This is a genomic window from Asticcacaulis machinosus, from assembly GCF_028550435.1.
Lineage (GTDB): Bacteria > Pseudomonadota > Alphaproteobacteria > Caulobacterales > Caulobacteraceae > Asticcacaulis > Asticcacaulis machinosus.
In genome coordinates this window covers 580,249-592,470 of sequence record NZ_JAQQKV010000001.1, presented here as the reverse complement: position 1 = coordinate 592,470, position 12,222 = coordinate 580,249, and the positions used below count along the sequence as shown (strand labels likewise).

At 56.4% G+C, this 12,222-nt stretch carries 10 protein-coding genes; 5 read left to right on the top strand and 5 right to left on the bottom strand.

The features are described 5' to 3' along the window. Positions 1-33 precede the first annotated feature (33 nt). Positions 34-585, top strand: a complete 552-nt coding sequence (locus PQU98_RS02875; RefSeq protein ID WP_272743369.1) for an SMI1/KNR4 family protein — start codon at positions 34-36, stop codon at positions 583-585. Between the two features lie 29 nt (positions 586-614). Here PQU98_RS02875 and rbsK read toward each other — a convergent pair whose 3' ends face one another. Together rbsK and PQU98_RS02865 are read right to left on the bottom strand one after the other, a co-directional pair. Continuing rightward, positions 615-1,553, bottom strand: coding sequence for a ribokinase (gene rbsK, locus PQU98_RS02870; protein WP_272743368.1), 939 nt, complete (start codon positions 1,551-1,553; stop codon positions 615-617). A 123-nt stretch (positions 1,554-1,676) separates the two neighbouring features. Continuing rightward, complete coding sequence (locus tag PQU98_RS02865) at positions 1,677-4,004, bottom strand: acetamidase/formamidase family protein (RefSeq protein WP_272743367.1); 2,328 nt, start codon at positions 4,002-4,004, stop codon at positions 1,677-1,679. 522 nt (positions 4,005-4,526) lie between these two features. On the opposite strand from PQU98_RS02865, the gene PQU98_RS02860 reads away from it, so the two are divergent. Together PQU98_RS02860 and PQU98_RS02855 are read left to right on the top strand one after the other, a co-directional pair. Continuing rightward, positions 4,527-5,501 (top strand): PDR/VanB family oxidoreductase, encoded by a 975-nt coding sequence (locus PQU98_RS02860; RefSeq protein WP_272743366.1) that lies wholly within the window; start codon positions 4,527-4,529, stop codon positions 5,499-5,501. 12 nt (positions 5,502-5,513) lie between these two features. After that, entirely contained in the window at positions 5,514-6,491 is a 978-nt protein-coding gene (locus PQU98_RS02855; RefSeq protein ID WP_272743365.1) for a bile acid:sodium symporter family protein, read from the top strand. A 60-nt stretch (positions 6,492-6,551) separates the two neighbouring features. On the opposite strand, the gene PQU98_RS02850 is transcribed toward PQU98_RS02855, so the two are convergent. Both PQU98_RS02850 and PQU98_RS02845 read right to left on the bottom strand, forming a co-directional pair. Then, on the bottom strand, positions 6,552-7,046 hold the full coding sequence (locus PQU98_RS02850) for an EF-hand domain-containing protein (protein WP_272743364.1): 495 nt from the start codon (positions 7,044-7,046) through the stop codon (positions 6,552-6,554). A gap of 14 nt (positions 7,047-7,060) precedes the next feature. Next, positions 7,061-7,864 (bottom strand): DUF4198 domain-containing protein, encoded by an 804-nt coding sequence (locus PQU98_RS02845; protein ID WP_272743362.1) that lies wholly within the window; start codon positions 7,862-7,864, stop codon positions 7,061-7,063. Positions 7,865-8,066: 202 nt separating this feature from the next. On the opposite strand from PQU98_RS02845, the gene PQU98_RS02840 reads away from it, so the two are divergent. Further along, positions 8,067-10,205 (top strand): TonB-dependent receptor domain-containing protein, encoded by a 2,139-nt coding sequence (locus tag PQU98_RS02840; protein WP_272743360.1) that lies wholly within the window; start codon positions 8,067-8,069, stop codon positions 10,203-10,205. A gap of 6 nt (positions 10,206-10,211) precedes the next feature. Continuing rightward, the gene (locus tag PQU98_RS02835) at positions 10,212-10,982 is read left to right on the top strand and encodes an energy transducer TonB (protein ID WP_272743359.1); all 771 of its coding nucleotides are present in this window, start codon (positions 10,212-10,214) and stop codon (positions 10,980-10,982) included. Here the strand turns inward: PQU98_RS02835 and ychF are convergent. Beyond that, positions 10,979-12,091, bottom strand: coding sequence for a redox-regulated ATPase YchF (ychF, locus tag PQU98_RS02830; protein ID WP_272743358.1), 1,113 nt, complete (start codon positions 12,089-12,091; stop codon positions 10,979-10,981). The two genes, PQU98_RS02835 and ychF, sit on opposite strands and share 4 nt — an antisense overlap. Positions 12,092-12,222: the final 131 nt, after the last annotated feature.

Sequence of the window (12,222 nt, the reverse complement as noted above, 5' to 3'; positions counted from 1 at the left end):
TGAATGATGTAGCTATGTCTGAGGGTTACCAGCTTGAACATCTTAATTATGGTGCGTGGAGTTATACTCGCCGTGGCTTTTGTTACGGTTGCAGTTCAATCTCAGGCGGCTGAGGTCAGTGAGCAAAGGCACGTCGTATCCTCGGCAACGCAGTTTGTTCGATTATGGATGACCGAAGATTACCCACCTGAAAAAATTGATAAGGCGGTGCTGCTTGAAGCCGCTTCTGATTTAAGGTTTAATTTTCCGCCTGAATATGAAGCTGTAGTAACTGAGGTAGGGCTTCTGAGCGCTACGGGAGACCTTCTTGAAGCCGCGCTTCAAAAAGATACGGACTTTCCCGTGGTCAGTGATTTTTTTAAGCCAGCAGATATCATAAGCACCACAAAAAATTGGCAATCTATCGGCTTGCCCAATGATTTAATTGCTTTTGCCAGTGATGATTTGGGTAATCTCTTCTGCTTTAGGCGAGATGGCCGGTCAGGGGTATGGTTTTACAATCATGATTTTGATGAAGTCTCTAAGGTATCAGCCAGTTTTGGTGCATGGCTTGACACTCAGAACAAATTAAAAGACCCAAACTGACTGGTCGGGTAATACAGAGAGGTTTGCTTTCAAACCGTCTCTGACAAAAACGCCTCGACCTCAGCGCGGGTCGGGGCGGAATTGGCCGACGGGCGCGACACGGAAATAGCGGCGGCGGCTGAGGCAAACTCAAGCGCGTCAATCAATGACCGTCCCCCGGCCAGTTCGCAGGCGAGCGCACCATTAAACACATCACCGGCCCCGGTCGCATCCACGGCGTCAACCCGAAACGCCGGCAGGCGGATCAATGTCCCCTCAATCAGAGCCGCACAGCCGTTTGACCCCAGCGTTGAAACCACCTGACCGGCTCCGGCCTTGCTGAGGGCGTGCAGGGCGGCATGCAGTGTAGCGTCACCCAATCCCTCTATGCCGGTCAGGCTGGACAGTTCGGTATCGTTGGGTGTGACCACATCGGCCAGCGGCATAAGGTCGAGCGCCGCCATATCAACGGGGGCGGGGTTAAGTATAGTCTTCACCCCATGCGCGCGGGCGATCTCAAGGGCTTTGCGCACGGCCTCAAGCGGAATTTCAAGTTGCACCACCACCACATCGGCGACGGCGATCAGGTGAGCGGCGGCCTCAATCATCTCCGGCGTGACGCAGGCATTGGCACCGGGGGCGACGGCAATCGTGTTCTGACCATCCGCGGCGACGGTGATATGGGCCGTTCCTGTAGGTGTTGCGGCCACGGTTTCGATATGCAGATCATTGACCCCATTAGCCTTGAGATAGGCGCGGGCCTGCGACCCAAAGGCATCGTCACCGACCGCGCCAACCATGTGGATATCACAGCCAAGTCTGGCCATCGCTACCGCTTGATTAAGGCCCTTACCGCCGATGACGGTGGTAAAGCGCTTACCCATCACGGTTTCATTGGCACGCGGCAAGGCTTTGACCTCAACGATGAAATCCGCATTGATCGAACCAACGACAACAATTTTAGGCATGATTTTATCAAGCGTAGACATGACACTCTCCGAAGGCGGGATTCATGATATGACAAGTCCACAAACGATGGTCTTGTCCTGGGGCGCATGACCTCTTGTTACGGGATGAGGCCGTGCGTTCGCCATGTGGCATATTACCGCGAACTATCCGGTGAATATGCCTTTGCGGATAATGGCGTGGGCGCCCCAGTTGCCATTGACCATTTGGGTGACGCCAAAATCGACCCCGACCGACAATAGCGATATGGCCTCATCTTCGCTCAGACCCTTAGTGGTCATCAGGAAACGCCGCGCCTTGCGAAACGCATCGCGCATGGCCCCTTCGATCGAGGCTTTTTTGTAGATTTCGCTCTGGGCCTTATCGCCCAGTTCGCGTAAATAATTGGGCTGGGAAAAGCCCATGATCACCCATTCGTCCTTGGTTTCGATCAGCGGGTAATCCAGATCCCGCAGCGGATCACGCTGGGTCGATTTGGGGTGCAGGACAATCTGGATCAGGGCCGTCATCGAACACTCAATCGCTGTCCCGCACAGTTCTGAATCCCCCTGTGAAGCATGGGGATCGCCCAGCGACAGCAGGGCTTCGGCCACATTGACGGGCAGGAAAATCGATGCGCCGGGGCCTAAGCGCCAGTTGTCGATATTACCGCCGAAATTGGCCGGGGGCACGGAATCGACCAGCCCCTCCTGAGCGGGCGCCACGGCCACAAAGCCGAAATGCGGCCGCACCGGAATTTCGACATTGCGCAGAACATCATAGTTTTTCTGGATCGTCGTATGATCAATCGGCACCCCCGGATAGTCGTAGCGGTCGTGTTTGGTGCCGTAAGGGTCGATCTGCGGCGTATATCGGAAATTATAGACGGCATGGGCACAGCAGCGTTCATGGCCGGTTTCGACCTCATAGATGGTGACGACTTCGCGCGGTTTCGGCTCGGTCAGCAGGTCGTGGTAATGAAACCCCCAATAGGCGGCGACATTGCTGCCAAAGCTGCGGCCCGCAAATTTCGGATTGGCGGATGGGCGGGTCTTGATCTCCAGAAAGCGCACCTCAACCACATCGCCGGGTTTGGCCCCCATGACCCCGATCGGGCCGGTGCAGATATGGACGCCAAAGCCTTCGCCGGCGCCGCGCCCGACCGCAGACCCATCCATTGGCCCGGCCCCGCGCCGTTCAATCGCCTTACCTTCGGGTGTCCAGGCATAGACGCTTTCGGCACCTGGATCGCCTTCGATCATGCGTTCATAATCGTCGGCGGCATGGTGGGTCAGGGTTTCAATGGTCACGTAATCGCCGGATTGTACCCTGAGCGTGGGCTTTAGGTTACGGCTGATATAACCCCAGTGCACGGTCTCCGGTGAGGCGGGCAGATAGTGGTGGCGCACGCCGGATTGCACGGGCAGGGGGGCGTCTTCGGCATCGGCCTCTGCCGTCACGGCCTCATCGAGGTCCAGCGGTTCGTCTTCGGGAACGGGCGGCTTTTCCTGACGGGCGGTCGGACGGCCCCGACGGGGAGCCTCACTATCTTCGTTCTCAAGCGGCGGCGATTTGCGGTATTCGCGCGGGGAGACGCCGTATTGTTCACGAAAGGCCCGGCTGAAAGACGCTGAGTCGTTGAAGCCCCACTGGAACAGAATATCGGAGATGGATTTCTGGGCATGGAGCGGGCTCAACAGGTCCATCCGGCAGCGCTCTAGCCGGCGCAGCTTGACATAATGCCCAAAGCTTTCATCAACCGTTTCAAACAGTTTCTGCAAATACCGCATGGATATGCCATGCTCGGACGCCACCTGTTGCAGGTTCAGGTTTGGGTCGGACAGGTGCATTTCAATGGTCTGAAATACCCGCTCCAGCAACATGGCGCGCGCCCCCGCTGATCCACCCAGCGACTTGGACGGTGCGCCTTCCATCAGGGCGGTCAGCAGAAATTCCGGCAGGCTGAGTTCTACCGGGCGCACCCGATCGGTATTCAGGTCATTGATGGTATCGGCGACCGAACGCAACATGCCCGACAATATCCGGCCCGCGCCGGTGTCGCTGGCGATCAGGTTAATACCTTCAGGCAGAGGATTTCGCACGCGCAGGGACAGATAGGGTTTTGGCACCTTGATCAGCAAAAAGCGGTGGTCACGGTGAAAATCGAGATTGGCCTGAAGGGTTCCATCACCAAAGACGATATCGCCTTCACGTACGCTCAGAAGGGTTGCGCCGTGACTAGCCCGCAGGTCGCCTTCCAGCAGTTGCAGCAGCCAGATATGATCCGGCTGATCCTGCATGTCGATCCTGACGATCTGGGCGGTGGAGGACACGCTGATGAAATCGACCCCCTGCGCACTCTGGTAACTGGACAGTTCGCCATAGGCGGTGTCTGCGCTCAGGGCCTCAAGCTTGAGTGATTTACGCTGCAATGCAAATCGCCAGGAATCCCAGCGTTGCTCCTTAGGGTAGGCATTGGTCGTAAAACGTAACATCGGTTAATCCGGTGGTTGAGGTGAACGCGCAGGTGCAGGGGTTGCCTAAGATTGTTCTATCTTGTGCATTGTATTTTAACGTTAATTTGTGATTTTCAATGACGGGGTGAGTTCGGGAAAGCTCCGTTGCGTCACCTTGTCGCCTGTGGGGTTATTGACAGGGTAAAGCAAAAATCTGTCAACGACAGGTGCTGCCTTGTGCGCGTGCAGACAAGAAATCGTGCAGGACGAAACCGGAAAATCTCGCAAATGCAAAAAACGGTCACAATGGAACGCTGCCCGGTGCAAAACATCTGAGGGAAAACTACATCGGGTCCATTGTGACCGGCCCAAGTTCAACGGGGAGGCGGGCATATAAGCCGTAAAGTCACAGGAGGTCTGGGTCTTGATCAGAGGCGTCCTGAAACTTGGTCACCTGCCGGAGGGCGGATACCTGTTCAAGATTATGTGCCTTTATCGACAAGTCATGCACCGCGGGTCTCGCTATGGTGGCTCATCGAGTTCTGCTTTGAGGTAGTGAGTATGTCGGAAACCCAGCTTCGGGTGCGCGTCCATAATCTGACTGAGGTTGGCCAAAGTGGCGAGGCCGGTTGTGTGCGCATCCTTGACCTGAGAGCCGAAGATGGTTCGGACTTGCCCGCATTTGAAGCGGGTGCGCACATCGATATCGTGGCGCGCGAAGGGCTGGTGCGGCAATATTCCCTGCTCAATGCGCCGTCGGAGCGTCATCGCTATGTCGTGGCCATTGCCCTGGATGCCTCAAGCCGTGGCGGGTCAAAGCATTTCCATGACTGGGTTGAGCCTGACGATATTTTGACCATCAGCGCGCCGCGCTGCCATTTCCATCTGAATGAAGACAGCCCCTATACGGTGCTGATCGCCGGTGGGATCGGGGTGACGCCGGTGTGGTCGATGGCGCAGCGCCTGCTGGAATTGGGCCGGCCGTTCGCGTTTCATTATGGTGCCCGCGCGTGCAGTCAGGCCGCTTTGCTAACGGAAATTGAAACAACGCTAGGGGCGGCAGGTGTGCACTTTGAAACTCGTTTTGAGGAAGACGGTGGGGCCCGGCTCAATCTGGCGGATATTTTCGAGGCAGCCCCTGACGGCACGCATTTCTATGCCTGTGGGCCATCGGGTATGCTGGATGCCTATATTGCCGCGGGGGCGTCGCGCGGGGCAGACCATGTTCACTATGAACGGTTCTCCGGCGTTGAGGCGGCAGCGACCGAAGGCGGTTTCGAGGTCGAACTGGCCCGCACCGGCGGCTGCTATGAAGTGCTTTCGGGGCTGACCATCCTTGAGGCCCTTAAGGCTCACGGCATTAATGTGCCGCATAGTTGCGCTGAAGGTATTTGCGGCGCTTGTGAATGCGGGGTCTTATCGGGTATCCCCGACCATCGCGACAGTGTGCTGACCGATGCCGAAAAAGCTGCCAACACGACCATGATGGTATGTTGTTCCGGATCGCGCTCGCCTAAGCTCGTGCTTGACCTGTAACCGGATAGGCTAATGATCAACAAACTCAAAAACGCCGCCAAGGTGATCGATCCGTTCATCGTGATTATGCTGGGATTGGTGGTGCTGGCCAGCGTTCTACCGGTGCGTGGTCAAGCGGCGGTGGTGGCGGATATTGTCACCGATGCTGCCATTGTGCTGTTGTTTTTCCTGCACGGCGCCAAGTTGTCACGTGAGGCTATAGTCGCTGGCTTTTCCAACTGGCGGGTACACGGCGTGGTGCTGGCAACGACCTTTATTGTCTTTCCGTTGATCGGGCTTCTCATGCAGGTAAGCCTCAGCGGCATTATCGCGCCCATGATTCTGAGCGGATTTTTGTTCCTCACCCTGCTGCCATCGACCGTACAGTCGTCGATCGCTTTTACCGGCATAGCGCGTGGTAATGTCGCCGCCGCCGTGTGCGCCGCGTCGTTGTCTAACGTGCTGGGGATTTTCCTGACGCCGTTAATGGTCGGGCTGTTTATGGGGGCGACCTCTGGCGTATCGATGGCGGCGATTGAAAAGATCGCCCTGCAACTGCTGCTGCCGTTTGTGCTGGGCCATCTGGCGCGGCCGTTCCTTGCCGGGTTTATCGCTAAACATAAGGCGCTGGTGGGACGGGTCGATCGCACCTCGATTTTGCTGGTGGTCTATACGGCGTTTTCGGCGTCGGTCGTTGAGGGCCTGTGGTCGAAGGTCTCCGGCGTTGATCTGATCAGTGTCCTGATCCTGTGCTCGGTCGTTTTGGCAATCGTTCTGTGGGGGACGTGGTTTATCTCCGGCCGGTTAGGGTTTGCCCGTGAAGACCGGGTGGTCATCCTGTTTTGCGGTTCGAAAAAAAGCCTGGCGTCCGGCGTGCCGATGGCCTCGACTCTGTTTCCGGCAGTCATGCTGGGGCCGGTGATTTTGCCGCTGATGCTGTTCCATCAGATCCAGTTGATTGTGTGCGCCTTTATAGCCCAAAAAATGAAATCACCGCCCCCGGAAAACTGATCATAGCTATTCTATGGCAGGTATCGGTGAGGCGACACATTCATCGCCTCACCGATATATTTACGGGTTGACGAAATCGTCGCCCTTTTTGTCTTTCTTTTGCTGGGTCAGAAGCTCGACATCCTTTGAGGTGATGGTGTTGTCCTTATCAGCATCGTGACGGTTAAACATGGCGTGTCCGGAGGCCTGAAACTCCGCGAACGTCATTTTGGCGTCTTTATCTTTATCGAGCACACCAAAGCGCACCTTGGCCTGACGCATCTGGCGTTGGTACTGTTCTTTCTTCTTTTCAGCGTCGGTGACTGATTCCAGTTGTTTATTTAGACGCGTTTCGTATTCACCGATATATTCGGCCTCAGACAGTGTGCCGTTGCCATCAGCATCCATGACCTTAAAATGGGCGGCGCGCTCGGCATCAAATTCTGCCAGAGTTACGACCCCGTCCTTATTGGTGTCCTGTTCCTCGATGAAGGTCGTGGTCGAATGTGAGGCCGCGAGGGCTTGAGATCCGGCGATAAAAGCCAGAGCCGTCGCTAATGCTGTGAGAATTTTCATAATCTTATCCTGTATTACTGAGGCAGAACTTCAAGAGTGAGGGTGGCGGTTTCCGATAGCCATAGATCGGCGCGCTCAGGGCTCTGGCTGCGGACGCGCACCTGAATGAGGTAGACGCCGGTTTTTGGCGGCGTGAAGCTGACCTTGCCGTCGGCGCCGGTTTTCAAGTGTAACGGAGCCGTTTTCTGGGCTTCGTAGATTTCGCCGTCGCGGACGATTTCGATGTCTTCACCAGCGACGGGTTTGCCGGAATTGAGCACCGAAAAGACGAAAGCTTCGCCGGCATAGGCATCATTAGGCGCGGTGATGGGCTGGATAGCCACACCGGCTTGCGGCTTGGCATAGGCGCCGGTCGTGGGGGCGCCCTTGGTCACATAGACATCGGCGCGGGTCAGGCTTTGGACATCGACGACCTTATCATCAGGCTTTGGCGCAGAGCCAGGGCCTTCGCCAAAGACGACCTTGTCGTCCTTGATGGTAGCCTTGGCGACGCGTCCGGTACGCACCCCCGATGAAACCCGGTAGGTGCCTTCGGTGGGCAGTGCGGGCTCAAGCAGAACAACGTCTTTCAGGGTGGCAGCCGGGGTCAGGGGGGTGGTCGCACCGTCAGGGGCCGTGAGGTTAAAGGCGTCCGACTTCATGGCGACATCGGGGTTGATTTCACCTTCGGCAAAGGCCGCCTCGACGGTCACGTGCTTGCGCGCTTTATCCGGACCGAAATAGTTGGGACGCAAATAGGGCGAGTGGGCCAGGGACGTACTGGCCATTAAGCCTATTAAAAACAACGGACTGACGGTCAGCCATGAGATCTTGCGCATCAGGATACCTTCGTAAAAGCAGGCGGAAACGATTCCGCTGTGATTGAATTGTCTCGATCTAATAATGAATCTCATTATTATTTGCAAGTGGGTTGACAGGGCATTTGAGCAGGCCTAATGACGCTTTAATGCGAATTAATCGCAATATCAATCTGTTTTGTGTGGCGTCCAGTGACGTCTGATTTTTCAAGGAGTATGGGGCATGTCGAAGACATACATAGGGCGCCGTGGGGGCGTATCGGTTTTGGGATTGGCGTTAGCGCTGGCAGCGGGGGCTCAGGTCATCGCACCCGCAGCTTTGGCGCAGGATGCCGATTCCAAAACCGATCTCTCTGCTGAAGACAATGGCGCGGTCTCGCAACTGTCGCTGGGTAAAATTGTGGTGTCGACCGGCGTCGATAAGGTCGCCATCGATACGCCGCAGTCGGTGACCACGCTTGATCAGGAAGACATCGATAACGCTCAGGCCTCAACTATCGGCGACCTGCTGGAAGGGATTCCGGGCGTGTCGGCGGTTGGCGGCGTCAGCGGTCTGGGGCAGGGCTTTAACATCCGCGGCATGGGCACGGGGGTGGCTGATTCCGATAGCCGCATTCTGATCAATGTCGATGGCGTCTCAAAGTTTTTCGAGCAGTACCGCATGGGCGGGTTTTTCTCGGAACCTGAACTTTATAAGCGCGTCGAAGTGCTGCGCGGGCCGTCGTCCTCCACCCTTTATGGCGCGGGCGCTCTGGCCGGCGTGATCAATTTCCAGACCAAGGATGCGTCGGATTTCCTGCGCGGCGATGATCGTTTGAGCGTGCGTGTCAAGGGCAGCGGGGAGACCAATGCCGATGCCCGCGCCGGATCGGTGATCATTGCCGGTCGCCCCAGCGATAACCTTGATGTCCTGTTCAGCCTGTCGTCGCGGGTCAGTGATGACTATAAGGACGGCAACGGCAATGTAGTCGTGCCGTCCAAGGCTGAAGGCGATTCTGTGCTGGCCAAGGCGCGTTATTATGTCGGCGGCGACAAGAAGCACAGCGTGTGGGCGTCGGCCGAAAAATGGCAGAACGATTCCTATCAGGTCTATGATCAGGCCGAAGCCTTTGCCACCACACCGGTGCGCCGCAAAACAGTGAACGAGAGCTATATTGTCGGCTACGACAATGCCTTTGAAGGCAATGACTGGCTGGATGTAAAGGCGCAACTGGCCTATTCCAACATGCAGGTCGATCAGACCGACAATGCCGGTTTCAGCCCCAATACGGTGGGTTATAATTCGTCCTATATCTATAAGACGGTTCAGGGGCGGCTGGAAAATACCTCGACCTTTACGTTCGGGCCGGACTGGAATGCCTTTGTGACGACGGGCCTGCAAACCTATAAGCAGGAACGCCGCAACCCGCGCTATCGTCAGGACGGCACCTACATCAATCCGGGGGCGACCACCCACCCGGAAGGCGATCTGACCCGTTACAGCGCCTTCATCCAGGGTGAGTTTATCTGGAAAGAAAAGCTGACCATCATCCCCGGCGTGCGCGTGGACCGCGTCAAGCTGGAGTCGGAAAAGCTGATTGCCACAGGCACGAAGCCTGACACAGTTAAGGATACGGGCGTGTCACCGAAGATCGCGGTGCTCTATAGCCTGAACGACAATTTCAACCTGTTCGGGTCGGTGTCGCGCACCGTGCGGATGCCGGTGCTGGATGAGGTCTATTCGGCTACGACGGCTCAACCGGCTAACCTGACGCTAAAAAACGAAGAGTCTGACAATATCGAAGTCGGCGGCGCTTTGGCTTTTGACAGCCTCTTTGCCGATCGTGACAAATTCCACGCCAAGTTGACGGTATTCCGCAACGATGTCGACAATCTGATTGCACGCGGCACAACCGGGTCACCTTACTTCCGAAACTTTGGTAAGGCGCGTTTTGAAGGTGTTGAGCTTGAGGCTGAATATGCCACCCGCAGCTTCTTCACCCGTGCGGCTCTGTCGCTGGTGGATGGTGATGATCGCAGTGGGGCAAAGGCTATTCCCCTCAATACGATCCCGGCTGATGAGCTGACCCTTAACGCGGGTTATGTCATTCCATCGTGGAACCTGACCCTGGGTTGGCGCGGTGAATTTGCCAAAGAGGCTCATAAGTACAATGTCACCACGGGGGCTGTGACGAGTACGACCGATGACTATAACATCCATAGCCTCTATGCCGTCTGGAAGCCGCAGGGTGAAACGGTTCTGCGCGATGTGGATGTGCGCTTAAGCGTCGATAATGTCGGTGATGAATATTTCCGCAGGCATCTATCCTCCCTGCCCGCGGAAGGCAGAACGGTGAAACTCAGCGTCGGCAAGACATTCTAATCCTCAATGTCTGCGTCGATAAGAACTCACGTTCTGGCCGTCGGAGCCTCCGTTCTGGTGAACGGAGGCTTCCTCGCTATGGTCATGTTTATAGCCCCTGAACCGCATCCGGTGGTGTTCGAGGAGGCGGCCATGATGGTGACTATGGTGGGGCCGTCTTCGGAGGCGCAAAATGCACCTTCGCCCCCTGATCTGCCCCAATCGGACACTCAGCCAGATACTCAGCAAGACAATAAGCCGTCTGAAAACCATGAGCTTGAGGCCGTAAAACCGCTGCCTGTAAAGCCATCACCGCTTGAACCGGTAACCCGCGCCCCCAGTGAGCCTTTAACGTCTCAAAATCAGTCCATAGCTCAGGAGGCGCCGTCAAAACTTCAGACATCCTCTTCGGCCGCCGCGCAAAATGCGGCACCGGTCTCCGAAGCGACGGCCCGCGCGGCCAGTCCTGTGGCTCAACCGGCTGCAATGTCCAACACATCGCGCAATCATACCAACGCCTATCTGGCGCGGGTGAGGGCCTATGTTGAGAGTCACAAGGTTTATCCGCGCGGCGCGAAACGCCTGCGCCAGCAAGGTGTGGTCACTATTAGCTTTGCTATTGACCGCAGCGGGCGATTGCTCGCCAGCCGTATCGTCAAATCATCCGGCATCGCGGCCTTCGATCAGGAATCATTGGCGGTGCTTGAGCGCGCCCAGCCGTTCCCGAAACCGCCCAAAGATGTCGTGGGCGACCGGATCGAAATTACGACGGAGATTGAATTTAGTCTTATCCGTTAAACGTTGAACCGGAAGTTCAGGATATCGCCGTCCTTGACCAGATATTCCTTGCCTTCCTGACGGAACTTGCCGTTTTCCTTGCAGCCGGCTTCGCCATTGAACTTGACATAGTCGTCATAGGCCATGGTTTCGGCACGGATAAAGCCCTTCTCGAAGTCGGTGTGGATCACACCGGCGGCTTGCGGGGCGGTATCGCCGACATGGATGGTCCAGGCGCGGGCTTCCTTGGGGCCGACCGTGAAATAGGATTGCAGACCCAAAAGTGTGTAGGCTTCCCGGATCAAACGGTTCAGGCCCGGTTCTTCGAGACCAAGCGTTTCAAGGAATTCGGCGCGTTCTTCGGCGTCGAGCAAGGCTATTTCCGACTCGATCTGGGCGGAGATCACGACCGAATTGGCGTGGTCGGCCTTGGCGCGGGTGGCGACTTGCTCGGATAGGTCGTTGCCTTTGTCGGCTGAACCTTCATCGACATTGCAGACATAAAGCGCGGGCTTTGACGTCAGCAATTGCAACATGTCCCAGGCCTTTTGATCTTCTTTAGAGACCTTGCCCTTTTCATAGGCGATGCGGGCAGGGCGGCCATCACGCAGTTCGGCCAGAGCGGCATTGATCAGACCAACCGTGATGGCCGCATCCTTATCACCGCCGGTTTTGGCGCGCTTTTCAAGGTTGGGCAGACGTTTTTCAAGGGATTCCAGATCGGCCAGCATCAGCTCGGTTTCGATAATTTCCAGATCGCTGATCGGGTCGATGCGGCCTTCGACATGGGTGATATCTGTATCGACGAAGCAGCGCGCCACAAAGGCAATCGCATCACAGTCGCGGATATTGGCCAGAAACTGGTTGCCTAGGCCTTCGCCCTTGGATGCCCCGCGCACGAGGCCCGCGATATCCACAAAATTGATGCGCGCCGGAATGATTTCCTTGGAGCCCATGATCCTGGCCAGCACCTCAAGGCGCGGTTCAGGTACGGCGACATCGCCGGTATTCGGCTCAATGGTGCAGAACGGATAGTTGGCAGCCTGTGCCGAAGCGGTCTGGGTCAGGGCATTGAACAGGGTTGATTTGCCGACGTTGGGCAGACCGACGATAGCGACTTTGAGGGCCATGGGAATCCGTGACTATGGGAAACTGTAAATTGGCCGTTCCGCTATCATGGAACCACGGCTAAGGCCAGATTTAAAGTGCCCGCACCCTGTGGGGCACGAAGTTGTAAAATCAATGTGACGCCGCAAAAAGG

Excerpts from the sequence above, each read along its gene's own strand:
- rbsK (WP_272743368.1), bottom strand. The coding sequence starts at position 1,553 with ATGTCTACGCTTGATAAAATCATGCCTAAAATTGTTGTCGTTGGTTCG.
- PQU98_RS02865 (WP_272743367.1), bottom strand. The coding sequence starts at position 4,004 with ATGTTACGTTTTACGACCAATGCCTACCCTAAGGAGCAACGCTGGGAT.
- PQU98_RS02860 (WP_272743366.1), top strand. The coding sequence starts at position 4,527 with ATGTCGGAAACCCAGCTTCGGGTGCGCGTCCATAATCTGACTGAGGTT.
- PQU98_RS02855 (WP_272743365.1), top strand. The coding sequence starts at position 5,514 with ATGATCAACAAACTCAAAAACGCCGCCAAGGTGATCGATCCGTTCATC.
- PQU98_RS02850 (WP_272743364.1), bottom strand. The coding sequence starts at position 7,046 with ATGAAAATTCTCACAGCATTAGCGACGGCTCTGGCTTTTATCGCCGGA.
- PQU98_RS02845 (WP_272743362.1), bottom strand. The coding sequence starts at position 7,864 with ATGCGCAAGATCTCATGGCTGACCGTCAGTCCGTTGTTTTTAATAGGC.
- PQU98_RS02840 (WP_272743360.1), top strand. The coding sequence starts at position 8,067 with ATGTCGAAGACATACATAGGGCGCCGTGGGGGCGTATCGGTTTTGGGA.
- PQU98_RS02835 (WP_272743359.1), top strand. The coding sequence starts at position 10,212 with ATGTCTGCGTCGATAAGAACTCACGTTCTGGCCGTCGGAGCCTCCGTT.
- ychF (WP_272743358.1), bottom strand. The coding sequence starts at position 12,091 with ATGGCCCTCAAAGTCGCTATCGTCGGTCTGCCCAACGTCGGCAAATCA.